The sequence below is a fragment of the Vibrio sp. M260112 genome (assembly GCF_036533775.1).
In the GTDB taxonomy this organism is placed as follows: domain Bacteria; phylum Pseudomonadota; class Gammaproteobacteria; order Enterobacterales; family Vibrionaceae; genus Vibrio.
In genome coordinates, this window is record NZ_JATABH010000011.1 from 1 (window position 1) to 23,407 (window position 23,407).

The window sequence follows — 23,407 nt, forward strand, 5'->3', positions numbered from 1 at the left end:
GGTTGAATATGTTGCGCACAGAGCCGACTAAACTCAGTATCGTTGGAAAACAGAAGCGTTGTATGATGAACACAGCGATGCTAGAGGCGGTCTTGAGTGAAGGCCTAAACGCGGTGGGTAAAAATTAAACACTCATGCGGTCGCCCTGCCGTAATCTATTTATGGGACCAGCTTATTAATTATCATATTTGGCAAGTTCTGAAATGTTGTTTTTTTAGAATGGGTTCAATTTAATAAATGAAAGTACTTTTTGAGTTGCATTATAAATTTATTCAATAAATTGAATTTAATTAAGTTGGTGCGTCCATCACATTAAAGCCGAGACAATAAAGAAAAATCCCACAATAATTTCATTTAATTCTTGTTTAATATATTCGAATATAAAATTAGAATTGCTGCAGCTAGGAGGCCAGAAATTATAACAGCATTACAAGATATTATTGTAAATCCAAAAAGGAAATATTAAATGAAAAAAAGTGTTCTAATTAAAACTATTATTGCTAGCAGTTTGCTAATAGCTAGCGTTGGTTCTTACGCTGCCGATGGCACTATTACCTTCAATGGTCAAATCACGGCAGCTTCATGTACAGTCGGTAATGGTGCTAGTAGCACCGACCTCAACGTTACTATGCCAAGCGTTACTGCTTCAAGTATTGGTACATCACCAGATGTTCTATCTGGTATGACGACATTTAGTATCGAATTAACAAACTGTAAAAGCCAAACAACTACAGCTGAAAAAATGCGAGTTACGTTCTCTGGGCAAGGCGATGAAAATAACCCATATGTCTTAAAGAATACAGCATCTTCAGGCGCGGCCACGAATGTTGGTATCCAACTACTTGAAGCAGACGCGGTTACCCGCATCGATATTAACGCTGGTAGTAACAAAGCTAGCGAAATAACTCTTCCGACCAGCTCCGAGAATCCAGAGTCTTACGTCCTTCATTTCAACGCAGCTTACGTCAATGTCGGTGGAGCAGTACCTACTGCGGGTGCCGTAACTGCAACAGCAAATTACACCATCGAATATAATTAGAATTTTTGTACTCACTGGAGTCAGTTCTGAATAGGAACTGACTTCTTGATTTCCCTTGGTACAGCATGAAAAATCATCAATTTATACTCGTTATCCCACTGTTGTTCTCGTATCAAGTGATCGGCTCGGAGTTTGACTTGAGCTTTCTGAATAGCGATATTTCAGGGAAAAAACTTGATACAAGCTGGTTTGAGCAGGCTATTGCACCCGGTGAGCACATGATTGACGTTGAGCTTAATGGGCTTACTACACAACGTATGCTTATCGACTTCAAGCAGTTTGATAACAGTGATGTTCAGCCTTGTCTATCTAAGAGTCAGCTGCAAGACTTGAGTATCCGCGTGCCTGACATCGTCAAAAGCTGCTATACCGTTGCAGACATCAGTTCAATGGCAACTCAAGACTATGTTTCTGCCCGATCTTTGCTGTTACTCAGTGTGCCAGACATCCATATCGAAAAGAAATATGGGAAATTGAAAACCTCACCTTCTAAATGGGATCAAGGCGTTAATAGTGTAAAGCTAAATTATAATTCTTATATTAGTGGTACGAACACCTCATCCGATGTAAATGGATATCTTGGGATTCAAGCACTTACTACATTTGGTATGTGGCGTTTAAAAGGTGGAGGAAACCTATACAAAAATGGCAGCGTTTTTAACTCTAACTTGAGCGATTTCTTTGTCTACAAAGATGTCGACGCTATTACCTCTCGAGCACATTTCGGCGAAATACGCACCAGCGGGATTTCTGCCATTAACGGCTCACTACCGTTGGTTGGTCTTCGTCTCGCAAAAGCGACAAGTATGTACAAATCTGAATGGAATAACTATGTTCCTGTTTTAAAAGATATCGCCCTAAGTTCGGCCAAAGTTACCGTTCTTCAAAACGGATTGGTTCTGTACAGCAGAGTTGTGCCGCCAGGCGAGTTCGAAATTGATGATCTCGACGTATCGGGCACAGGCGCTGACTTAGAATTGGTCATAGAAGAAAGTAACGGGCAAATTCGACGCAGAATGATACCATTTACCAAGCTACCATCTTTGGTTCGCGAAGGTAATTTCAACTACTCTTTATCTGCAGGACAATATCGCAACTCAAACTCTGCTATTCAACCTGCGGTGCTTACTGGTGGCTTGGAATATGGACTTGGAGTTATTACACCTAAGTTTTCCTCTTTACTGTCCGAGCAATACTATTATGGTGAGTTAGGAATAGCTTATGATCTAGGCCAGTTTGGTGCTATGTCTTTTGAAGGCGGCGCCACTCGCTATTCTGGTTTTGATGATCAACAGCAGCAAAGTGGTTTTATTCTCAAAAGTTTGTATGCGAAACAGTTTTCTCACACAGCAACGAATTTGCAGTTAGTTGGTTATCAATATCGCTCCCCCGACTTTCTTAGCTTTGAAGAGCATATCTCTAGAGCAAATCAAGTATCCCCTGATAGAGCAGGGCTTGGTTTACGAAATCGATTTGAACTCTCATTGAATCAGCCGCTCAGCGAAGCAACACTGTATTTATCCTATAAACATGATACGTACCATAATTCATCGTTGAAAGGTACATCGCTCTACTCATCACTGCACTTTAACCTTGGACGTGTTTCCGTAGGTATGAACTACACGATAAGCGATACTGTTCTAGCCAACTATAGAGTACGTAGTGATAAAAGATTGGGTCTGTCTCTATCATTGCCATTTGGGAAGAGAAACGATTCTAGTGTTATGTTCTCATCCACCCATGAACAAAACACTGGTGCGTTTAACAATCAGCTTTCTTACAGTGGAACAACTGAAAATTACTATTACAACACGTCCGTTAGCCAAATGCTGAATGATACAAATACGAGTAACGAGTCAGTCTCGGCTATGGTGAGAAACGAGACACCCTTTGGACATTTTTCTGCAAATATCGAGTCTAATGGAGAAACAACATCCGGAAGCTTAAGTGCCAATGGCGGACTCCTCATTTATGAGGGTGGCGTTGTTGCCACTCAGTACCTAGGGGAAACTGCTGCCATCGTTCAGGTGGATGATGCTGAAGAGCTGATTGTTAACCACAATCCGACACTAAGGACTAACAAGGATGGTGTTGTTGTTATTCCTTACGCAAATGATTATAGTTCCAACATAGTCTATATGAACGCTGAAGAAAACGCTGACGTTCAGCTCGTAGAGTTCAGCAAAAACTACGTTCCACGACGAGGCTCTACAGTTTTAGTCAACTTAAAAGCTCGTGTAGGCAAACGCGTACTAGTGAAACTTAATACGGAAGAAAACTTATTTGGAGAGCCCGTTGTTTTACGAGACAACCCATCTGACGAGATGTCTTTTGTAGGTACTGACAATATTGTTTATCTATCAGGCATTAAACCTGGCCAATCCGCCACCTTCATTGTTGGTTCTGGTCATTGTGAATTTTCGATCAACGTAAGTCCCGACTCTAAAAGTCTACAGGACATCGTAGAGAGAAGTTGTAATTAGGTACAAATATGTTATTGAGAATCTTATTAATTATTATTGTTAGTCTTTTACCAATTATTCAAGCGCATGCGGGAGTGCGCCCAATAAACACAAGGGAAATAATTACAACCTCAAAAGAACACCAAGTTGATATTATAAATGATTCTGGGGGGGAATATCTCGTTCAGTCTTGGATAGAAGATAGCGATGGAAACACTAGCGGCCTTCCGCTAGTGTTAACACCACCTATCTTCAAGCTAGGCGCTAACGAACAAGGTTTTGTCAGAATTCTACCAATCGAGAACAAACTGGCTAAAGACAGAGAGAGTATCTTTTTCCTTTCAGTACAAGAGATCCCAAGAAAATCTGAAACTGACCAAAACCAGTTAAACATTGCAGTAAGAACTCGAATTAAAGTCATTGTTCGTCCAGAACGGTTGGATTTACAAGGCTTACTTGATGCGGCTAAACAACTTTCTTGGAAAGTTATTAACGAGGATGGGGAAAGGTACTTTCAAGCAACAAACAATAGTCCTTATTACCTAAGCCTTGGCCACCTACAAGCAGTTAGTGGTAGCACATCAAAAATGCTTGATGACAGATTCAACATGACTCCGCCTTTCAGTCAGCAGAAGTATGCAGTGCCAAGAGGAATCAATGTAAAAAACATGTCTTTGGAGTTCGGCATTATTAACGACTATGGTGGTTTAAGTGAAATTCAAACTGTTAACTTTTAGTATTTGTATGACAATGTATTCGGGAGCTTGGTCAGCTCCCTATTCTGCAGATGACAACGCAAAGCGTAGCGACTATTTCGGTTTTTCAACAGGTTACCAACCAACACAAGACTACTTTTCTCCCAACGTTATTTATGGGTTAGATATTGGTCCATCATTGGTGATTGAATCTCAACTTGGTTATAACAGTAATACAAAGCTAGACAATAAAAACTTCTTAACACGAGTCACTTTATATGGGCGCTCGTCATTTTCTTCTAACACTTCGCTACTGCACGGACCGTTTGTTCAGTATGAAGATGACATTAACCCATTTCGAGCAGGCTTTTCAAGTGTTGTCCAACATCGACTAGGAAGTGATGTCAAGCTGTTTGGTGGGCTTTCTGCCGTTGTCAAAAAAGAGTTTTCAGTAAGGGTCGTTCCAGAATTCAATTTAGGTATGACATGGGCGCTTCCTAGTTCAAAGACAACTCGTACCATTGCTTCAGAGCCTATGAGCTCCACAAGCCAAAAAGTTACTGAAGAAGTTGCTCAGCAGCCGACACTACCTCCTAAAGGACCAATTGTCGAAGCAACACAACTGTTCAACGTAAACTCGAGTTATATTTCCAGTACGCAAGTACTAAAAGAAAGTATCCAATATCTTAACCAGCATCCTGATGTGCATGTTCGTATAATCAACAAGCACTCCAAAGGGGGATCTGTAGATTACAACAGATGGCTGGGACAGCGAAGAGTTGAAAGGCTGCACGCTTTTTATAGTGGAAACGGAATTAATGCAGAAAGACTTGAGATCAACTCATCATTTGACGAGAGAGAAAATCTTGAGCAGCCATTGGCACAATTTTTATATTATACAAAATAATACTAATTATTCAAAAGCACACTCGGAGCATAAAATTGCTCACTTTGCTATCATACACTTACGTTAAGTTGAATAACATATTCAGCATAGCGACATGCTTATTATAAGCTAAAGGTTAATTTTATTATGAAATATGTTACTTTAACTTTGCTAGCGATATTCTCTACTTTTGTTCTGGGTGCTGCTCCAGTTGAACCCAAGCCAAATACTTGCTCTACAGGAAATCATGTATCTACCTTTATAGGTAAAGGTATACCTAATGGGAATGTAAATGCAGGTGATTCAATCGGTGAAATTTGGGAAACATTTGACTACAAATGTAATATAGCTTCAGGAGTTACTAAAAAATTTCATACAACTCAGATGGGGCCTAGCTTCCAATCAGGAAACAGATTTTATTCAAACATTACCAATGTAGAACTTGTTACCCCTCTTCCCATTATGTCATGGGATGGTTCTAACTCATCAATCATACTCCATAGTATTACCAATAATACTCAAAGTCGTCAGACATTAGAAGGTACCGTAAGAGAGAAGATTTTTGTCGTAGAAAAAGTAGGAACTGTCAACAAAAACCCACAAGAAGGGTTTAATATAAGTACCAAAAGCCCAATTTCGATGAGAAGTACTATACAAGGTGGAGTAACAACAGTAAACAGAATGAATCTGATTCGCCCTACTACTACAATTTATGATTCGACTTGTAATCTTAGATATGATTCTATTCAGAATATTCCTGACCTTATGGCTGGTCAAGAGTTCAATCATAATTTTAATATCAACTTAGAATGCGCAAGTGCTCTGTCAATAAATGGTAACGTTGAGTGGACGTTCACCGTAAGTGGGCAACACACGCATACATTTGCTAACCTCGCTATTTTTGCCGGAGACAGTGCCGATCTGCCGACATTGACTATGGATTTAAATTACGTTGATAATAACACCATAACACCCATACAATTCGGTTTGGGCCAAAATATCAATCACGGTGGAGATGAACAAACAACAACTTTTATATTACCTCTCGAAGCTAATTTTGTTGTTCACTCTACTAGTAAAACAGGAAGATATAGTTTTAACCTCATCTTCGAGGTGGATTATAAATAAAGTCAGGTTGGTTACCAAACCTCTCGATTGCGTTTATTTCAGTGTAACTGCTTCAGGTATACCGAGAACTTGCAAGGGTGAAAAAAACTATTTCTTTGCCCATGAACGTTTTTTCTCTTTTTGGCTGGCAAATTTTAATCTAGATGCGATTTTTGAATCGTGTGATGGTGAAATAGTAGTCCATTGATAGCGGGGCAGATATCCTACATGCCAGTCTTCTATAGAACTCGAATAATTTGCTTTAAAAAGCTGACATGTACTCAGTGGAAAAACAGAGTACATGTCAGTAACCAAATTAGAGGTAACGACTTTTTAAGTGCGCTTTAAAGTGTTCAGGATTTAACGTCTCACCAGTAGCGGAACTGACCAGTTCATTGGTCGTTAGCAAGCTACCTTTACTCCAGATATTGTCATTTAACCAGATGAAAATCGGTGATAAATCACCTTCTCTAATAGCTTTGTCTACATCTACAGTCTGTTTCATTGATGTCATAAATTGTGCTGCATACATAGCGCCCAACGTGTAGCTTGGGAAGTAACCGAATGCGCCATCTGTCTAGTGCAAAATGTCACCTGCACGATAAGGCTTTGATTACTTGGAAGTAAGTGGTGGCAATTGACAGTCGAAATATGAAGATTCCCGCCAGGCAGGGCAATAGGAATTTATGTGTTATCCTATTGTTATATTCACATGGTAGCGCAAGAAGCGGCGTTTTTTACCATGAATTTGTCAGGGGGGTAGGTAGTAACATCATGGATGAACTTAGTGCTATAGATCAGAAGATATCGGCACTTAAATCAGAGCTAGCACTGCTTGAGAGCAAAAGACGACAGCTAATAGCCTCGAAGCGTATCGAGTCTTCAGACTTTTGCAATACCATGGCACCCGAGCTGAAGGTTGAGCTATTTCAACGCTATTTTCGCGGAAACTCCAGTTGCTATGCGATTCGCTGGCAAAACAAGCAAGGGCGTTCTGGTTACTCCCTTGCTTGTAATAATGAATGGCAGCAAGGGCTTTGCAACAAGCCCAAAGTTAAATGTCTTGAATGCCCGAACCAATCGTTCAAGCCTCTTGATGAGAAAGCCATATATGATCATTTGTCAGGGAAATCTATCGTTGGTATCTACCCAATGGATGCTGATAGTAACTGCTGGTTCCTTGCTATCGACTTCGATAAAAAAGACTGGAAAGAGGCTTCGCTAGCCTATGCTGAGGCCTGCCAACGGAATGAGATAGACTTTCTGCATGAACGCTCTCGTTCAGGAAACGGTGCTCATGTATGGATTTTCTTTGAAACTAAAGTGGGCGCCGCCAGAGCTAGAAAACTTGGTTTTATGCTTCTTGATCAAGCGATGCAAATCCATGGTGGATTGTCCTTTGAGTCATACGACCGTCTATTTCCTAATCAAGATGTGTTGCCTGTAGCTGGAATAGGTAATTTGATAGCTCTGCCGCTTCAAAAAGGTGCAAGAGCAGAAGGTAACTCTGAGTTTATTGATGGGGAGTTTTTATCTTATCAAGATCAATGGCAGATACTGGCTTCAACAAAAAAGTTAGCCGTTGATGCTTTAGCAAAGCTCGTAACGTCTTATGATTCTAATCAGTCTTCTGATAGTGATACATCGGACTCCACATTGCCTCCGTGGGAGCGAAACTTACCCGCTACTTCTTCGGTGATATCGGGGTGTCCAGACAGTATTGAAATAACCTTGGCGAACAGAATCTATCTTCCTATCAAAACATTGCCAAATGGTCTGGTTGCCAGGTTGAAAAAGCTGGCATCGTTTTCAAATCCTAAGTTTTTCAAGGCTCAGGGACTACGGCTATCGACGAACGGAATATCCAGGTATATATCGCTGTCAGAAATCGATAGTGGGTACCTTGCTCTACCAAGAGGCTGCATAGATGATGCTTGTGAGTTGCTCGAACAGTCTGGTGTTAGCTTACTCTTTGATGATAAAAGAAGATCAGGAACCCGACTTAGCAGCATCCAATTCAGTGGTGAGCTAAGGAAAGAGCAGAAGAAAGCGGTCGATGTGGTTTCTAAATTTGATATTGGCGTGTTGCATGCGCCTACAGCATTTGGAAAGACTGTAACGGCAATAGGCCTAGTATGTAAAAGAAAGGTCAACACCTTAATCCTTGTTCACAATAAGCAACTCGTAGAGCAATGGGAAGAAAGGCTGAAGGCTTTTACGACAGGTGTAGAGATAGGTGTGATTACAGGCTCAAAGAAAAAGCCGACGAAGGTTGTTGATATAGCAACCTATCAGAGTTTACTTAATCGCGGCGACAATACAGTTAATCCTATTGTTCATGAATACGGCCAGATCATCAGCGACGAGTGCCATCACCTGTCTGCACCGCAGTATGAAAAACTATTGGGCGAGGTTCACGCAAAATACGTACTCGGTATTAGTGCGACACTGGAACGTAGAGACGGTCACCAGCCGATTATTTTCATGCAGGCGGGGAGGGTAAGGCATACTATTACTTCGTCCAGTTCGGTCAAGTTTACTCAGACCCTTCAAAAGAAGGAGGTTCATTTTGAACCACTGCTTCAACTGGCAACTCAAGATCCTCGGCCACATATCGCTGATGTGTATAGGTGGTTGATCGAGCATGAAATGAGAAATCAGCTAATCATCAGTGACATTGAAGCAGAAGTGAAACAAGAGCGCGTTCCTATCGTTCTTACAGAGCGCCGAGATCATGCGAAGTTGCTGAGTGAGATGCTAACCCAGAGAAGAATTCAGAATGAGGTGTTAGTTGGGGCAATGAAAAAGAAGGATCGCGACGAGGTTAATGAAAAGCTGGCAACAACTCAGGTACTGGTAGCGACAGGTCGATTTATCGGAGAAGGCTTTGACTTACCTCGACTTGATACATTAGTTCTCGCATTACCTGTATCCTGGAAAGGAGCGCTTGTTCAATATGTCGGAAGGATACAGCGGGAGTATGACGGTAAAACGGAAATTCGTGTTATTGATTATGTAGATATGAAAATTCCTATGCTGGCAAGAATGTACTCAAAACGCAGTCGTGGATACAAGGCATTAGGTTTTGATGAAAGTGCGTTTAATATGCAAGAGAAATTGTTTACTGAGTAAAATCCGTTTAGTGCTAGTATGCGACCATAGAAATGATAAGTATAAGCAGAGTATGAACATCCAACACATATTTGAAGAGCTGGAATCGGCCACAGACTTTGAGCTTTTTCGATTAAAATCAGCCATAGAAAAAGTGCTTGAAGACCCAGAGAGAACCAATGCTCTAAAAAGAAAAATTCAGGTCGGGATGGCAGTTGAATATTTTTGCACTGAGCGTAATAAAGCGTTGCTGTGTACAGTGTTAAAAGTCGGACGTAGCCGAGTATCTGTCCGTGAGCAAGACACTGGGCAGCAATGGTCTCTTCCTTTTTACTTTCTTAACCTTGACCATGTTGAAACAACCTTGGTGTCCAATAAAGCTGTGGGGCTTTCAAAAGCTGAGTTAGCGATTGGTGAAACAGTAGGCTTTATCAATAGCAAAGACAATCAAGAACATATTGGCCAGGTATCCAAGCTAAACCCCAAAAGGGCTGTAGTGTTGGTAGGCAATACTGCCTGGACAGTACCGTACTCAATGTTGTTTCCTGTTTTGACCTCCGAAGTGGGGGAATCGAAGCAAACACTATTATTGGCTGACAGAGATTAGTTATGTTGGTTTTTAATTGCACAAAAGCGGCGGCGGAGCACTTTTCTGTCGTCATTAATGGAATAAAGTTATCCTGTCTGGAGCCAGCTCCTCACAGTACTATTGAGGAGTCCGTCCTTTTTCCTGTTTTTCCCGATGATGTCGATCCTAGAATCAATGATGGATTTCAGTGGCAATGGGTGGTGGATTGCATCTCAATTAAAAAGAACAAGTATATGCTGGTAATGGATTATGCTTCACGTTATTGCGTGATATTTCCAGCAGAAGCCAAAGGAAATGAGATGGGGTTTTTAGATGCGTTTGAAAACCAGTTGAAGGCGAATTTCCGTTATTGGGCTGATACGCATCAGATGACAGTTGAGCGGGGCAGCGATTACATCCAAGGCTACGACATGCAGTGCCAGACCAGTTGGTTTCATCAAAGAGGTGATAGAAGTGTGCAAGCTCATCTAAAAGAGGTGAAGTGGCACCTTGAGGCTGTGTGCGCTAAAGAAGGAGCGATTACCAAACCTCTCGATTGCGTTTATTTCAGTGTAACTGCTTCAGGTATACCGAGAACTTGCAAGGGTGAAAAAAACTATTTCTTTGCTCATGAACGTTTTTTCTCTTTTTGGCTGGCAAATTTTAATCTAGATGCGATTTTTGAATCGTGTGATGGTGAAATAGTAGTCCATTGATAACGGGGTAGATACCCTACATGCCAGTCGTCTATAGAACTCGAATAGTTTGCTTTAAAAAGCTGACATGTACTCAGTGGAAAAACAGAGTACATGTCAGTAACCAAATTAGAGGTAACGACTTTTTAAGTGCGCTTTAAAGTGTTCAGGATTTAACGTCTCACCAGTAGCGGAACTGACCAGTTCATTGGTCGTAAGTAAGCTACCTTTACTCCAGATGTTGTCATGTAACCATTTGAATATTGGTGATAAATCACCATCTCTAATAGCTTTGTCTACATCTACAGTATGCTTCATTGATGCCATAAACTGCGCTGCGTACATGGCTCCCAGTGTGTAGGATGGGAAGTAACCAAAGGCGCCATCTGTCCAGTGAATGTCCTGCATACAACCGTTCTTATAATTGTTCTCTGTTGAGAGACCAAGATACTGCTGCATCTTCTGATTCCATAGCTCAGGCACATCGGTATGTTGGATATTGCCGTTGATTAGGTCACGTTCAATTTCATATCGAAGAATTACGTGAGCAGGGTAGGTCAGTTCGTCAGCATCAACACGGATAAAGTCCTTTTTCACTCGCGTGTAAAGCTTATGGAAGTTCTCCTGAGTGAATAGCGAGGCATCATGGCCAAGGAAGTTTTTAGCGGCCAATTTCGACAAATGGGCGATAAAGGGTTCGCTTCGTCCAACCTGCATTTCAAAGAACAGAGATTGAGATTCATGAATACCCATTGAACGCGCTTCACCTGAAGGTAAACCAGCAAGCGCTTTTGGCAAGCCTTGTTCATATCGAGCATGGCCAGTTTCATGAACAATTCCCATCAGTGATTGAACAAATTCACTTTGGTCATATCGAGTCGTAATGCGTACGTCGCTTGGAACACCACCACAGAATGGATGAACACTTTCATCAAGTCGACCATGGTTGAAGTCAAATTGCAGTAGTGACATCACTTCTAACCCCAACGCTTTCTGCTGATGGGGGTCAAAGCGTCCGTGCGGCTGGATGAACTGCTCCGTTGCCTGTTTATCGATGACTTGGTTGATTAGATCAGGTAGCCATGTTTTGACATCACTAAATAATTGGTCGAGAGAGGCGGAACTGGTGCCTGGTTCGTAGATATCTAGCATCGCATCGTAAGGAGAAAGACCGTTCGCCTCGGCGCGGATTTGAGCCTCTTCTTGAGACAGTTTTACGACTTCTGCCCAGTTTTTCTCAAAACCATTCCAATCGTTTTCACCTCTTTGGCTACGCCAAGCATGTTCACACTTTGAACCAGCTAATGACTTCGCTTGAACCAAGGCCTCCGGCAAGACGTTGGCTTGCTGCCACTGACGTTTAAGTTCACGTAAGGTAGCGGATTGCTGTGCATCTAATGCTTCATTTTCCGCTTCAGAGAACCACTCTTCGAGCTGTGGTTGAGTATGCAGGCCATGAATATGAACTGACAGCTCCGCCATGGCTTCAGAACGTGCTTGGTTACCCCCACTAGGCATCATTGCTGCCTGATCCCAGCCGCAGATAGCGGCTAAGTGGTTAAAATGAGAAATCTTTTTAGAATGTTGGACTAACTTATTGAATGCACTCATTGAAATGCCTTCCTTGACCTTGGAAATAGAACGTCAGTTTACCAACCATTAACAGTGATACCAAGCAGTGATCATGTCAGATGTTTTAGAGATCAATACTATTCTCTGGCAAATTAGGACGGAAATAGGTAGTTTGAAGACAAATAGTTAGGAGGATGGATCCTGTGTTTATTGAAAACTTTGAAGCGTTTGTCATCGCTATCACCATATTAACACTCACACCGGGTTTGGATACTGCTCTGGTGATCCGCAATACCTCGCGCGCGGGATTTGTGGATGGCTCGATAACCAGCGTTGGTATCTGTAGTGGTTTGTTTGTACACGCGTTATTTTCAGCGGTTGGGATCTCTGCGTTATTAGCTCAATCCGCGGAGTTGTTTGGCTTCATTAAAATGTTGGGTGCAGCATATTTAATATGGTTGGGGATCAGTAGTTTAAAGACGGTTCTGGGTAAACAGCAGGGTATGGAGTTTAAAGAGGGTAAGGATCACTCCCTCTGCATTCGTCGTTCACTGCGTGAAGGCTTTTTGTCCAATGTCCTTAACCCGAAAACGGCGGTTTTTTATCTGGCTTTTTTACCCCAGTTTATCGACCCACAAGGCTCACCATTGCTGCAATCACTATTCATGGCAAGCATCCACTTTGTCATCGCCATGTGCTGGCAATGTGGCTTAGCTGGGGCATTAACCAGTGCAAAAACGTTGTTAAAAAGTCCTCGTTTTATGAAGTGGATGGAAGGTACGACGGGGGCTGTGCTTATCCTATTAGGGGCAAAACTGATTGTTGAGGATACAACGCTTTAGTTCTGTGATAACGTCTTCTATCGGCCAGGCCGGCTTGTAACAGCGTTCATGGGTTAATGCGTCAAAGACATCTGCAACAGCAATGATCCTTGCCTCTATGCTAATTTCATCGCCTTTTAACCCTTGAGGATATCCACTCCCGTCGACTTTTTCGTGGTGTTGATGGGCTATAGTCGCAGCAGTTTGAAGAATCTTCCTTTTAGATCCAGCAAGTATGTTGTGACCGATTGCTGAGTGAGTTTTCATCACTTGCCATTCTTCGCTATCGAGCTTTCCTGGTTTGAGTAAAACAGAATCTGGGATGGCAATTTTTCCGATGTCGTGCATTGGCGCGGCTTGGCGTAATACGTTGGCTTTTTCTTCTGAATAACCGAGTAATAGGCACAATTCATAACTGAGCTCCGACATCCTCCTTACATGATTTCCTGCTTCTTGCGAGCGCGACTCAACCACATCACCAAGGCGGTAAATGAGTTCTCCTTGCGTATCAATGATCTCCTGACTAAGAGAGAGATTCTCGAACGCGAGGCTGACGCTGTAAGAAAAAAGAGTGAGCAACTGACTTTCCAGTTTGGTGATTTTTCTGGCGCCTTTTAGATAGAGTAGGCTCACTGCTCCTGAGCTGGTAGAGTCTAATTCTTCTTTTTTATCACCAATTTGAGCCAAGATTTTATATTGATTATTCGATTGGTCTGTTATCAAGTTTAAAACGTTTTAGCACCAATACGGTCACTTGATGAATATCAGCCTCATCGTCAACAATCAAGACTTTCCATGCAGGTAGTGTGGGTTCATCCATTTCCCTGAACAGCTCTAGTGGCATATCAGCTTCCTTGCTAATTTTAAACGTATGTGGCGTCTGTTAACTAGGACGGTTCCTCTTATGGGTATAGGAAAGAAAGAAATCAAATACAAGTTGAGTTAGCGGGCACTGCATAGAGACAAGGATCTCGTCCAGATATTGACGAAGATTGAACTCTCTCAGTTCGATAGAGCTCTCGGATGTCAATCCAGAATAGGGTGAATTGACATAAATCATAGGAGAAATGAGGTAGGGAGGCTTCAAGAGTAAAAGCATAGAACATCAGGCGAAAGTTTAGGGGGCTGCCAATCTTTCTTGTCAATTTAGCAGTGACGACAGTGGAATTCAGTGAGCGATGATAAAAAGGGCAAGCCGATTGGCGGCTTGCCCGATGTACAAAAGGTTAAACGACGTGTTGAGGCTTTTGAACGAGGTTGATTGCGGAGTCAAAGTAACGTTTGGTCTCTTCAATCACAACCTGACGCAGCGCGATCAGTCCGATCAAATTCGGAATCGCCATCAGGCCGTTGACGATGTCTGCGATTATCCAGATCATATCGAGTTGCAAGAATGCACCTGACGCCACTAAGCAGACGAAAACAATCTTGTATGGCCATACTGCTTTGGTACCAAAGAGGTATACGACACAGCGCTCTCCGTAGTAGTTCCAGCCTAAAATGGTCGTGAAAGCGAAGAACATCAAGCCAATAGAAACCAGCATTGGGCCAAAAGTTTGAGAGTTCAGGCCGACGGCAAAAGCGTGTGTTGTCATCGCCGCACCAGCGAAGTCACTTTGCCAAGCTCCCGTAAGAATCAACGCCAGACCTGTCATCGTACAGATGATGATTGTGTCGAAGAAGGTGCCTGTCATTGAAATAAGACCTTGCTTGACACAAGAGTCAGTTCTTGCTGCCGCTGCTGCCATGGGTGCACTACCAAGGCCGGACTCATTAGAGAACACACCACGAGCGATTCCAGATTGAATTGCCAGCATGATACTTGCGCCTAGGAAGCCTCCCGTTGCAGCCGTTGAAGTAAAGGCAGAAACGAGCACTAGTTCGATCGCATCAAGCAATTTATCTGCATTGGTGATAATCACACTTAAACAGGCAACAACGTAGAAAAGTGCCATCGCAGGGACGACTTTACCCGCGACGCTAGCGATAGATTTGATGCCGCCGATCGTCACAAATGCTACTAATAAAGTCAGTAGGCTCGCTGATATTTCGCGTGAAACGCCAAACGATAATTCACTTGCGTCAAGAATGGCATTGACTTGTGGGAAGGTGCCAATACCAAAACAGGCAACACCCAGTGCAAATACCGCGAACAAAACGGCCAGAGTTTTGGAACCAACGCCGTACTGTAAGTAGTACATCGGGCCACCAATCATCTGTCCCTTGTCGTCTGTTTGGCGGTATTTTACGGCGAGTAAACATTCTGCGTACTTGGTTGCCATACCAAACAGAGCCGCAAGCCACATCCAAAATAGCGCACCAGGCCCGCCAAGTTTGATTGCTGTCGCGACACCGACGATATTACCAGTGCCGATTGTTGCCGAAAGAGCTGTACACAAAGCAGCAAAACTAGAGACGTCGCCCTGTTTGCCAGAGTCATCTTTGCTAAAAACGAGTTTCAAAGCGGTTGGAAGGTGTCGAAACTGCAGTAAGCCGAGGCGAAAAGTGAAGTATATCCCAGTACCAACCAGCAAGATTAAAAGCGGTGGGCCCCAGACAAAATTGTCGATTGTTTTTAGTAAAGATTGCAGGTTATCCATGATTTCCCCTTAAGTGATAATGCTTATTTAAGGAGAAGAGGGAAAGCACAGAGATCAGGGATCTCTGATTAACTACAGGCAGAAAAGCGGTGTAGTAGGTTAGATCTTTCCACTCCTCTGTCCTTTTGCCTGAGAGTTTCACTTTACTTGCGTAAAGCTTGCTCCTTCGGCGACCGATTTAACGGTTCTCTCCAGAGGTTCCTCCAACTACAGTCCTCGCTACCTAAATAGCACCTGAAAGATTTACTTCTTCGGTAGGTTATTTTATGCAAATGTTAACATTTGGTAAATAACCGCTCTCCTGCAGTCTTCATCGGAACAATTGCTCAATTTAAGAGCAAAAGTTGGTCGATAGCACTGTTCGCTGTCGACGTGTGAACTTTATCATTATTTTGATGTAATTCAATAACAGAATTGCATGTTTTTGATCGATTTTATTATCGAGATAAGTGTGGGTTTTAATGAATTTATTGTGTCATATTGACTCTTGCTTAATGGTGTCAATATGACTTTATTTCTGCCTTGTTAAAGATAAGTTACGTGACACGCTGCTTAGCGCAGTACAATCTAGGAATGGAAGTGAGATAAGACCAATAAAAAAATAGCGCCGTTTAAGGCGCTATAATCGAGATTAGAAGTAGTTTGCGTCTACAAGTTCACTCACTTTCACCGCTTTCACTTCTTCACGTGCTTCTAACCATGCTAAAACTTGAGCTTGATGTTCTTCAGTCGCATCAGCATAGCGTTGGTTACAGCATAGGAAACCTTCAAAGAGTTCTAAGCCGCCACCACCAAAGCACAGACCTAGTCCATCGATGTAGTCGATGAAGTCATCAACAAATGCATCGTATCGATCAAAATCATTGATGTTTGTTTCGCAACTCAGTTCAAAACCTTTCATTGCAAACTCGCCTAGGAAAAGTTTCTTTTGAATACGGCGCTTTTTATTGTCTAGTTTGTATGGTTTCATCATTTTGGTCCCATGGTTTTATTACGGTTCTTTATACCTCATTCTAAGTGACACACCAAATAAAATGCTGATATACAAATAAAAGTGACGCCTTTTCATCCAGATTTGGTCACAACGTATTTAAAGTAACCAATTGAAATAATTTATTTAATACTGTGGGTGGCGAAAACAACCTGACTCTGACTATTTAGGCACAAAAAATGGTATAAAGTAATCAGTATAGGATCTGCCCAAGGAGAGGTTATGACAAGGTTACTTGCCATCGCGTTTTTGATTGTCATCGCGTTTGTACTGATCCGCTATCGTACGAGCGAGAAGTTGCAGAAGTACGTCGTAATAACGTTGGTTTCCAGCTTTATTATCTATACCGCAACAATCATGGTTACAGAACTAATTCGCTAGGCTTTAGGAGCAATAAGTGAACGAACAAAACGATATACAAGAGAATGATGACGTTGTTGTGATTGAGGAGAGAGACAAGCGTGCTCGCCTCTATATTGTCATCGCTGGTGCGCTGGGCCTTGCGTTAGGTGGTTTGGTGGGTTCGACACTCACGGCACAAAAGTGGGAATCGACTTACCAATCTCTTGAACAACAATATCAAACGTTAGTGGCTGACAAACAACAAATGGCCACTCAAGTAGAGCAGAGAGTTGCCAAGGTTGATGATGAGGTTGAAGAGAAGCTGCAATTGGCGATGAATGCTCAGCAACAAGAGCATAAGCTGGCTTTGGATGCGCTTCACTCTCAGGTCAACGAACTACAAACCGAAAATACGACCTTGAAAGAGCAGATTGCGCAGCAAAAACAGCAAATAACCACGGTGAATAGCCAGAATACTCAGCTCAATCGACAGGCCGATATGCAGGCAACAATGTTTGAGCGTTCACGTGAGTTGTTCCAGCAGGAACTGAAAGTCTCTCAGGAGCTAGAAGCCCTAGAGAAAGAACGTGAAGAACTTGCACCCAAAATCGTTGAATTGAAAAAACAGTGTGATGTCTATTTAGAAGGCACCTCTTGGGACGCCAAATCAGATGCGTGTGATAAGCAAGACGAAGCACAATCAAGGTTGAGTCAAGTTGAACAAATGATTCGTGTTCATCAGATGGATTTAAAACAAATGAAGGCCTTATCGCAAGAGCTGGGTCTTTAGTCTGTTTCCGCCTTCGCCCTAAAAGCGCCTCTATCTTAGAGGCGTTTTTATTATTTGTCTCAGGATAGAGGTACTGATTTGGTAACGAGTAAAGCGATTTTCAGAAAATGCGCTACGTTTAAAGTAATTGCTTGGGAAATGAAGGCTCAGGATGCGGCTGTTTAAACTCAATGAAAGCGTGCAGGTTATAAGCTATATCGCCTATATTGCTGCAGTGGGCGTCATGTCCCGTGCACTTTTATCTGATCCACATCCGTGGGAGATGCCGTTTTACCTATTTCCTGCATTACTTCTCTTTGCGTTATACACGCAAGTACTTGCATTCAAGCACCTTTGTGCGTTTGCTGGTGTAGCGATATTTATTGCCGGAGGTTTAGTGCAGCACTTCGGTCTTGATGAGATCAAGGTGTGCCTCTTTGCGCTTCCTTTATGCTATGTGGTGTTATTCCCCGGAACGTTATGGCCGATTGCTGTTTGTGCAGCGTTGATCAATGGCTACCTATATCAACTGTCACTCACTGAGTTTGATGCCTTTATCGATGTGTCGATTGAAATGACAGCGAGTAGTGTGTTCGCAACATTGATGACCTATTCATATATGAAGACCAAGCAGCAAGCCCTTGTCTTTAAAATAGAAAGTCAAACCGATTACCTCACAAAACTGCCGAATATCAATGCGTATCGGGAGGACATAAGCCGAATAAATGAGAGTAACGCCAAGAAATTTGGGCTGATCCACATTGGGTTAGAAGGGTTTAAAAATGTCAATGACAGGCTTGGTTATCGCCATGGAGATGATCTTCTCGTCGCGTTTGCCAGGCATATGAAAGACTTGGTCGGAGATGATGGTAAGGTTTACCGTTTTGGTGGTGACGAATTTCTCGTTGTTGTGGAGCAACAGGACATTGTAGAAAAGCTCAATGATCTGGTTGATAAACTGAGCCGCCATCAAAGAGTGATGTTCAATGTCGACAATACATCTCATCGGTTGTCTTACTGTATTGGCGTTGCGATGGCGGGAGATGCACTTGGCAGCACCGAAGTATGGGAAAAAAACGCAGATTTTGCATTGTATAAAGCACGCTCAGAAGGAGCGGGAGCGGTGTGCTGGTTTGATGATGAACTACTTGGCGAGACAATTAGGCAGCATCAGATTGAAACGGAGATTAAGTCGGCGTTATTAAGCGATCAATTTTTGTTGATGTACCAGCCCAAAGTGGAAATTGAAACCGCACGCATTGTTGGTGCTGAAGCGTTGTTGCGCTGGAACCATCCTCAGCTTGGGCCTATTTCCCCAGGTGAATTTATCCCTATTGCGGAAAAAACGATTCAGATCGTGCCTGTCGGCCAGTGGATAATCATAGAAGCATGCCGTCAAGCAAAACGTTACCATGATCAGGGGCTATCCATCTGTATTGCTGTCAATGTCTCAACGGTTCAGTTTGCTCATGCTGATCTGTTCGAAGTGGTATGCCACGCATTAAAAGAGACACAACTGCCATCGCATCTATTGCAGATGGAGATTACAGAGTCGACCTTAATGAGTGACCCTGAAAACATTACCGATATCTGTCGTCAGTTGAGAGCCATTGGCGTTTCGGTTGCGATTGATGATTTTGGTGTCGAATACTCTAGCCTTAAATATCTCAAACAGTTACCGACGGATGTGATCAAGATAGATAAATGTTTCGTCGATGATTGTGCCGTTAGCCACTCAGACCGAGTGCTTGTTCGAACCATCATTCAGATGGGACATAGTTTAGGCATTAAGCTGGTGGCTGAAGGGGTTGAGTATCAGGAGCAGCTTGATGTTTTACGTCAAGAAGGATGCGATCAATACCAAGGTTACTTGTTTTCTCAGCCACTGTCCTTTGAAGAGTTCGGTTCGATGATGAAACAAGAGGTACGCGAAGCGCGGCTGGTCAAATTAACCAGAGAATAAAAAAGCCGCGGTCGCGGCTTTTTTTACGGTTAGTGTGTAAGGTAGTGTTGAACAAACTCACTTACTTTGACCATATCGTCAACGGCGATAAACTCTTCTGTGGTATGTACTTTTGCCATACCTGTTGAGATATTTACGGTGGTTAATCCTTTCGCATTGAAGTTATTTGCATCACTACCACCCCCAGTTCCTTTGGTGTAAGGCTTAGCACCAATCGCCTCAAATGATGCTTTAACTGCTTCGATATGAGGGTGGTTATCAGCAATGACAAATGCGTTGTATGCGCGGGTTGAATCAATCTCTACTTGAGCACCATACTTATCGGCCGCTGCCTGAAACGTCTCAATCATATGCGATACTTGCTGGGAGAGTTTTTCATCATTTAGCGAGCGCGCTTCTGCGACCACTTTTAAAGAAGGCATAACGATGTTGGTCGCATTACCGCCTTGTACAATCCCGATATTAGCCGTTGTTTCGTGATCGATGCGCAGTAGCTTCATTTGAGTGATAGCATCTGCTGCGACTTGAATAGCGCTAATGCCTTCTTCTGGCGCCAAACCGGCGTGCGCAGGACGACCGATAAAGTTGGCGACGATTTTTTGCTGACCCGGAGCGGCATTGACTATGCTGCCAATCGGCCCTCCTGTATCGAGTACGATCGCTTTGTCTGACTGGATGTAAGACATGTCAAAGTGCTGAGAACCAAATAGTCCGCCTTCTTCATGAACAGTGAAAGCTATCTCGATGGTCTTGTGAGCTTGGTTAGCCGCTTGAATACAACGGACTGCTTCCATGATAGCTGCGATACCCGACTTGTCATCACCGCCAAGGATGGTATTCCCCTTAGAGCGGATAATGCCATTTTCGATGATAGGCTCAATACCAATTCCTGGGGTTACGGTATCCATGTGACAACTCAGTACGATGCTGTCGGCAAGTTCACCTTCCAAGCGAGCGTAGACGTTAAAGCCATTGGAGACATCTTGTGGGACAGCTAACTTATGTACGGTAAAGCCAAGCTCCCCGAGCTGCTCTGCTAGCGTTTCAGCAATTTGCTTTTCGTTGCGAGATTCACTGTCAATTTTGACAAGTTGAATAAAGTGTTCGACCAGACGTTCACGATTAATTTGAGTCATTGTTATACCTCGTTAGGAACAGAGGGGATTACCATATCTTGCTCAGCCGAGTCGCAAACTGCGCTACGTCAATCTATCGGTGACTCTGACAGGCTTTTTATCGTCAGGTATCTGTTGGGCTTATACATGTTCAGGTGATTATTTACTCGTTTTATCAAACACTAATGGCACGCACTCTTAGGTTCAGAACTCGATGTAGGCAAAGTTGAAAAATTCCTCATTCACGGCCGTTGATGCTTGAAATGTAAAATAAATGTTACTGTGCGGTTTTGTTTTAAGTTTTTGTTTTTAATCGTTAAAATTGGTTTTTAAATTCGCCGTTTACAGTTTTTGATTACATTTTCGTAACCTTGAAATTGCGCGTAAAGATTCATTTTTTGCTCGTGATAAGCCAAGTTATTGATAGATACATGGTCGTTACTAATACACGAGGGACATCAAATGAACGAAGCGTACAACCCATTAGGCACTGATGGTTTTGAGTTTGTCGAATACACAGCGGCAGATGAGAAGGGTATTCAAGACCTAAAGCAGTTGTTTAACTCACTTGGGTTTGCAGAAGTCGCAAAACACCGTTCTAAAGAGGCTTGGCTCTACCGTCAAGGTGACGTGAACTTTATCGTAAATGCTCAGCCACACAGTCAGGCTCATGCATTTGCTAAGGTACATGGTCCTTCAGTTTGTGGCATGGCCTTCCGAGTGAAAGATTCTTCGGTTGCGATGAGACAAGCACTAGACAATGGTGCGAAAGAGTACATCACTGAGATAGGTCCAATGGAACTCAGTATTCCAGCGATCTATGGTATCGGTGAGAGTCTGCTTTACTTTGTTGATCGCTACCAAGATGGCAGTATTTACGAAGTCGATTTCCGCTTTTATGACGATGCCAAACAACGTTTAGAAAAGATGGATGTCGGCTTGTACGAGATTGACCACTTAACCCATAATGTTAAGCAAGGCAATATGGATCTGTGGTCTGGATTTTACGAGCGTATCGGTAACTTCAGAGAAATCCGCTACTTCGATATCGAAGGCAAACTGACTGGCCTTGTCAGCCGTGCGATGACCGCGCCTTGTGGCAAGATCCGTATTCCAATCAATGAATCTTCTGACGACAAATCACAAATAGAAGAGTTTATCCGTGAATACAACGGTGAAGGTATTCAACATATCGCCCTAACGACGGATAACATCTATCAAACGGTACAGACACTTCGTGAACGTGGCATGGAGTTTATGCCGACACCTGACACCTACTATGAAAAGATCGATGGACGTGTGGAAGGTCACAGTGAAGACGTCGATAAGTTACGTGATCTGCGGATCCTTATCGATGGTGCGCCAATGAAGGATGGTATTTTACTTCAAATATTTACCCAGACGGTTATTGGTCCGGTGTTCTTTGAAATTATTCAGCGTAAAGGTAATGAGGGCTTTGGCGAAGGTAACTTCAAAGCCTTGTTTGAATCGATTGAAGAAGATCAAATTCGTCGTGGAGTACTAAACGATGCATAAATGGATAACATTCCCGCATCGGGAGGGAGTGTGCTCCAAGCAGGCGCACGCTGACTTCCCGGAACAAGCGATTTATGAACGCGAAGCGGGGCGCAGTGGTTTCTTTGGCCCTGCCGCTCACTTCCATCACCAGCATGCCCCTACAGGTTGGAGTGATTGGCAGGGTGAGCTAAAACCTCGTGCGTTCAATTTCAACCAAGTGGAAGCCTCGATTCAGAACTCTCCATGGTCGGTACCTTACCTTCTGCATAACGCTAACTGTAAAGTTCGTATCTGGAAGCTCGATAGTGCGATGGATCACCTAGCACGCAACGCCGACGGCGATGAACTCTTATTCATTCATCAGGGCAAAGCTGATCTGTTTTGTGACTATGGACACCTTGAGGTGGTTGAAGGGGATTACGTGATGATCCCTCGCTCGACCACTTGGCGGCTTGAACCCCATGAGCCGATGTTCATCTTGATGATTGAAAACACGGATGCCGCTTATACCTTGCCGGAAAAAGGCATGGTTGGTAATCACGCTGTTTTTGACCCAGCAGTGCTCGACGTTCCGAAAATTGATCAGGCATTTAAAGATCAGTATTCAGAACAGTCGACACAAGTTTACATTAAACGTCATGAGCAGGTGAGCGTCGTCACTTATCCGTTTAATCCACTAGATGCGATTGGCTGGCATGGTGACCTTTCTGTGGTACGAGTTAACTGGCGTGATATCAGGCCACTTATGTCGCACCGTTATCATTTGCCGCCGTCAGCGCATACGACATTTGTGGGGCAAGGATTTGTTATTTGCACATTTGTGCCAAGGCCTATTGAAAGTGATCCTGGGGCGTTAAAGGTGCCGTTTTACCACAACAATGATGATTACGATGAAGTACTGTTCTACCACGCAGGGGATTTCTTTAGTCGCGACAACATTGAGGCGGGAATGGTGACCTTTCATCCCGCTGGATTTGCTCACGGCCCACATCCCAAGGCCTTTAAAGCAGGGCAGGAGTATAAGAAGAAATTCACCGATGAAGTGGCAGTGATGATCGATACCCGTCATGCACTCGAAATTAGTGAGCACGCACGTCAGGTTGAAAATGAGCAGTATATCGATAGCTGGAAAGAACAAAAATAAGGGCAAATA

The 23,407-nt window shown here is 43.1% G+C and carries 20 protein-coding genes, 2 pseudogenes and 2 riboswitches; of the genes and pseudogenes, 15 read left to right on the forward strand and 7 right to left on the reverse strand.

Features of this window, described 5'->3' with window-relative positions; genetic code table 11:
* The 6 genes and pseudogenes from QTN95_RS07260 to QTN95_RS07285 form a co-directional block, all read left to right on the forward strand.
* Positions 1 to 128 (forward strand): annotated as a pseudogene (locus QTN95_RS07260) (ISAs1 family transposase); the annotation flags it as partial.
* Positions 129 to 466: 338 nt separating this feature from the next.
* Complete coding sequence (locus tag QTN95_RS07265; protein WP_331416955.1) at positions 467 to 1,039, forward strand: fimbrial protein; 573 nt, start codon at positions 467 to 469, stop codon at positions 1,037 to 1,039.
* A 65-nt stretch (positions 1,040 to 1,104) separates the two neighbouring features.
* Positions 1,105 to 3,522, forward strand: a complete 2,418-nt coding sequence (locus tag QTN95_RS07270; protein ID WP_331416956.1) for a fimbria/pilus outer membrane usher protein — start codon at positions 1,105 to 1,107, stop codon at positions 3,520 to 3,522.
* A gap of 8 nt (positions 3,523 to 3,530) precedes the next feature.
* Positions 3,531 to 4,238 (forward strand): fimbrial biogenesis chaperone, encoded by a 708-nt coding sequence (locus QTN95_RS07275; protein ID WP_331416958.1) that lies wholly within the window; start codon positions 3,531 to 3,533, stop codon positions 4,236 to 4,238.
* Positions 4,213 to 5,103 carry an OmpA family protein gene (locus tag QTN95_RS07280; protein WP_331416960.1) on the forward strand — a complete coding sequence of 297 codons (891 nt, stop codon included), beginning with the start codon at positions 4,213 to 4,215 and terminating at the stop codon, positions 5,101 to 5,103. Before QTN95_RS07275 ends, QTN95_RS07280 begins: the two co-directional genes overlap by 26 nt.
* Before the next feature lie 126 nt (positions 5,104 to 5,229).
* Positions 5,230 to 6,210: a hypothetical protein gene (locus QTN95_RS07285; protein ID WP_331416961.1), complete on the forward strand. Its 981-nt coding sequence runs from the start codon at positions 5,230 to 5,232 to the stop codon at positions 6,208 to 6,210.
* Positions 6,211 to 6,505: 295 nt separating this feature from the next.
* On the opposite strand, the pseudogene QTN95_RS07290 reads toward QTN95_RS07285, so the two are convergent.
* A pseudogene (locus QTN95_RS07290) lies at positions 6,506 to 6,766 on the reverse strand (carboxypeptidase M32); the annotation flags it as partial.
* A gap of 53 nt (positions 6,767 to 6,819) precedes the next feature.
* Between QTN95_RS07290 and QTN95_RS07295 the strand changes: the two are divergent.
* Genes QTN95_RS07295 through QTN95_RS07305 form a run of 3 tightly spaced genes read left to right on the forward strand, consistent with a single transcriptional unit; the run spans position 6,820 to position 10,584 of the window.
* A complete protein-coding gene (locus QTN95_RS07295) occupies positions 6,820 to 9,321 on the forward strand; it encodes a TOTE conflict system archaeo-eukaryotic primase domain-containing protein (protein WP_331416962.1) in 2,502 nt (833 codons plus the stop codon).
* A 52-nt stretch (positions 9,322 to 9,373) separates the two neighbouring features.
* Positions 9,374 to 9,907, forward strand: coding sequence for a hypothetical protein (locus QTN95_RS07300; RefSeq protein WP_331416963.1), 534 nt, complete (start codon positions 9,374 to 9,376; stop codon positions 9,905 to 9,907).
* 2 nt (positions 9,908 to 9,909) lie between these two features.
* A complete protein-coding gene (locus tag QTN95_RS07305; RefSeq protein ID WP_331416965.1) occupies positions 9,910 to 10,584 on the forward strand; it encodes a DUF6933 domain-containing protein in 675 nt (224 codons plus the stop codon).
* Positions 10,585 to 10,692: 108 nt separating this feature from the next.
* Here QTN95_RS07305 and QTN95_RS07310 read toward each other — a convergent pair whose 3' ends face one another.
* Positions 10,693 to 12,174 carry a carboxypeptidase M32 gene (locus QTN95_RS07310; RefSeq protein ID WP_331416966.1) on the reverse strand — a complete coding sequence of 494 codons (1,482 nt, stop codon included), beginning with the start codon at positions 12,172 to 12,174 and terminating at the stop codon, positions 10,693 to 10,695.
* A gap of 164 nt (positions 12,175 to 12,338) precedes the next feature.
* Here QTN95_RS07310 and QTN95_RS07315 point away from each other — a divergent pair, with 164 nt between their 5' ends.
* Positions 12,339 to 12,977 (forward strand): LysE family translocator, encoded by a 639-nt coding sequence (locus QTN95_RS07315; protein WP_331416967.1) that lies wholly within the window; start codon positions 12,339 to 12,341, stop codon positions 12,975 to 12,977.
* Here QTN95_RS07315 and QTN95_RS07320 read toward each other — a convergent pair.
* The 4 genes from QTN95_RS07320 to QTN95_RS07335 form a co-directional block, all read right to left on the reverse strand.
* Positions 12,939 to 13,679 carry an HD-GYP domain-containing protein gene (locus QTN95_RS07320; protein ID WP_443088858.1) on the reverse strand — a complete coding sequence of 247 codons (741 nt, stop codon included), beginning with the start codon at positions 13,677 to 13,679 and terminating at the stop codon, positions 12,939 to 12,941. The two genes, QTN95_RS07315 and QTN95_RS07320, sit on opposite strands and share 39 nt — an antisense overlap.
* A complete protein-coding gene (locus QTN95_RS07325) occupies positions 13,657 to 13,800 on the reverse strand; it encodes a hypothetical protein (protein ID WP_331416971.1) in 144 nt (47 codons plus the stop codon). The genes QTN95_RS07320 and QTN95_RS07325 overlap by 23 nt, the downstream gene beginning before the upstream one ends.
* A gap of 382 nt (positions 13,801 to 14,182) precedes the next feature.
* Positions 14,183 to 15,556, reverse strand: coding sequence for an alanine/glycine:cation symporter family protein (locus tag QTN95_RS07330; protein WP_331416972.1), 1,374 nt, complete (start codon positions 15,554 to 15,556; stop codon positions 14,183 to 14,185).
* Between the two features lie 114 nt (positions 15,557 to 15,670).
* A riboswitch (glycine riboswitch) is annotated at positions 15,671 to 15,754 on the reverse strand.
* Positions 15,755 to 15,756: 2 nt separating this feature from the next.
* A riboswitch (glycine riboswitch) is annotated at positions 15,757 to 15,870 on the reverse strand.
* 317 nt (positions 15,871 to 16,187) lie between these two features.
* A complete protein-coding gene (locus QTN95_RS07335) occupies positions 16,188 to 16,526 on the reverse strand; it encodes a 50S ribosome-binding protein YggL (protein WP_269376940.1) in 339 nt (112 codons plus the stop codon).
* 243 nt (positions 16,527 to 16,769) lie between these two features.
* Here QTN95_RS07335 and QTN95_RS07340 point away from each other — a divergent pair, with 243 nt between their 5' ends.
* From QTN95_RS07340 to QTN95_RS07350, 3 genes are all read left to right on the forward strand, one after another.
* A complete protein-coding gene (locus QTN95_RS07340) occupies positions 16,770 to 16,928 on the forward strand; it encodes a hypothetical protein (protein WP_171052208.1) in 159 nt (52 codons plus the stop codon).
* Positions 16,929 to 16,944: 16 nt separating this feature from the next.
* Complete coding sequence (locus QTN95_RS07345; protein WP_331416974.1) at positions 16,945 to 17,679, forward strand: chromosome partitioning protein ParA; 735 nt, start codon at positions 16,945 to 16,947, stop codon at positions 17,677 to 17,679.
* A gap of 151 nt (positions 17,680 to 17,830) precedes the next feature.
* Complete coding sequence (locus QTN95_RS07350) at positions 17,831 to 19,621, forward strand: putative bifunctional diguanylate cyclase/phosphodiesterase (protein ID WP_331416975.1); 1,791 nt, start codon at positions 17,831 to 17,833, stop codon at positions 19,619 to 19,621.
* A 29-nt stretch (positions 19,622 to 19,650) separates the two neighbouring features.
* Here the strand turns inward: QTN95_RS07350 and QTN95_RS07355 are convergent, their stop codons facing one another.
* Positions 19,651 to 20,757, reverse strand: a complete 1,107-nt coding sequence (locus QTN95_RS07355; RefSeq protein ID WP_331416976.1) for a M20/M25/M40 family metallo-hydrolase — start codon at positions 20,755 to 20,757, stop codon at positions 19,651 to 19,653.
* Positions 20,758 to 21,198: 441 nt separating this feature from the next.
* Here QTN95_RS07355 and hppD point away from each other — a divergent pair, with 441 nt between their 5' ends.
* The gene (hppD, locus tag QTN95_RS07360) at positions 21,199 to 22,272 is read left to right on the forward strand and encodes a 4-hydroxyphenylpyruvate dioxygenase (RefSeq protein ID WP_331416977.1); all 1,074 of its coding nucleotides are present in this window, start codon (positions 21,199 to 21,201) and stop codon (positions 22,270 to 22,272) included.
* The gene (locus QTN95_RS07365) at positions 22,265 to 23,398 is read left to right on the forward strand and encodes a homogentisate 1,2-dioxygenase (RefSeq protein ID WP_331416979.1); all 1,134 of its coding nucleotides are present in this window, start codon (positions 22,265 to 22,267) and stop codon (positions 23,396 to 23,398) included. The genes hppD and QTN95_RS07365 overlap by 8 nt, the downstream gene beginning before the upstream one ends.
* Positions 23,399 to 23,407: the final 9 nt, after the last annotated feature.

Excerpts from the sequence above, each read along its gene's own strand:
- QTN95_RS07335 (WP_269376940.1), bottom strand. The coding sequence starts at position 16,526 with ATGAAACCATACAAACTAGACAATAAAAAGCGCCGTATTCAAAAGAAA.
- QTN95_RS07285 (WP_331416961.1), top strand. The coding sequence starts at position 5,230 with ATGAAATATGTTACTTTAACTTTGCTAGCGATATTCTCTACTTTTGTT.
- QTN95_RS07330 (WP_331416972.1), bottom strand. The coding sequence starts at position 15,556 with ATGGATAACCTGCAATCTTTACTAAAAACAATCGACAATTTTGTCTGG.
- QTN95_RS07310 (WP_331416966.1), bottom strand. The coding sequence starts at position 12,174 with ATGAGTGCATTCAATAAGTTAGTCCAACATTCTAAAAAGATTTCTCAT.
- QTN95_RS07305 (WP_331416965.1), top strand. The coding sequence starts at position 9,910 with ATGTTGGTTTTTAATTGCACAAAAGCGGCGGCGGAGCACTTTTCTGTC.
- QTN95_RS07355 (WP_331416976.1), bottom strand. The coding sequence starts at position 20,757 with ATGACTCAAATTAATCGTGAACGTCTGGTCGAACACTTTATTCAACTT.
- QTN95_RS07265 (WP_331416955.1), top strand. The coding sequence starts at position 467 with ATGAAAAAAAGTGTTCTAATTAAAACTATTATTGCTAGCAGTTTGCTA.
- QTN95_RS07300 (WP_331416963.1), top strand. The coding sequence starts at position 9,374 with ATGAACATCCAACACATATTTGAAGAGCTGGAATCGGCCACAGACTTT.
- QTN95_RS07325 (WP_331416971.1), bottom strand. The coding sequence starts at position 13,800 with ATGCCACTAGAGCTGTTCAGGGAAATGGATGAACCCACACTACCTGCA.
- QTN95_RS07365 (WP_331416979.1), top strand. The coding sequence starts at position 22,265 with ATGCATAAATGGATAACATTCCCGCATCGGGAGGGAGTGTGCTCCAAG.
- QTN95_RS07270 (WP_331416956.1), top strand. The coding sequence starts at position 1,105 with ATGAAAAATCATCAATTTATACTCGTTATCCCACTGTTGTTCTCGTAT.
- hppD (WP_331416977.1), top strand. The coding sequence starts at position 21,199 with ATGAACGAAGCGTACAACCCATTAGGCACTGATGGTTTTGAGTTTGTC.
- QTN95_RS07275 (WP_331416958.1), top strand. The coding sequence starts at position 3,531 with ATGTTATTGAGAATCTTATTAATTATTATTGTTAGTCTTTTACCAATT.
- QTN95_RS07350 (WP_331416975.1), top strand. The coding sequence starts at position 17,831 with ATGCGGCTGTTTAAACTCAATGAAAGCGTGCAGGTTATAAGCTATATC.
- QTN95_RS07340 (WP_171052208.1), top strand. The coding sequence starts at position 16,770 with ATGACAAGGTTACTTGCCATCGCGTTTTTGATTGTCATCGCGTTTGTA.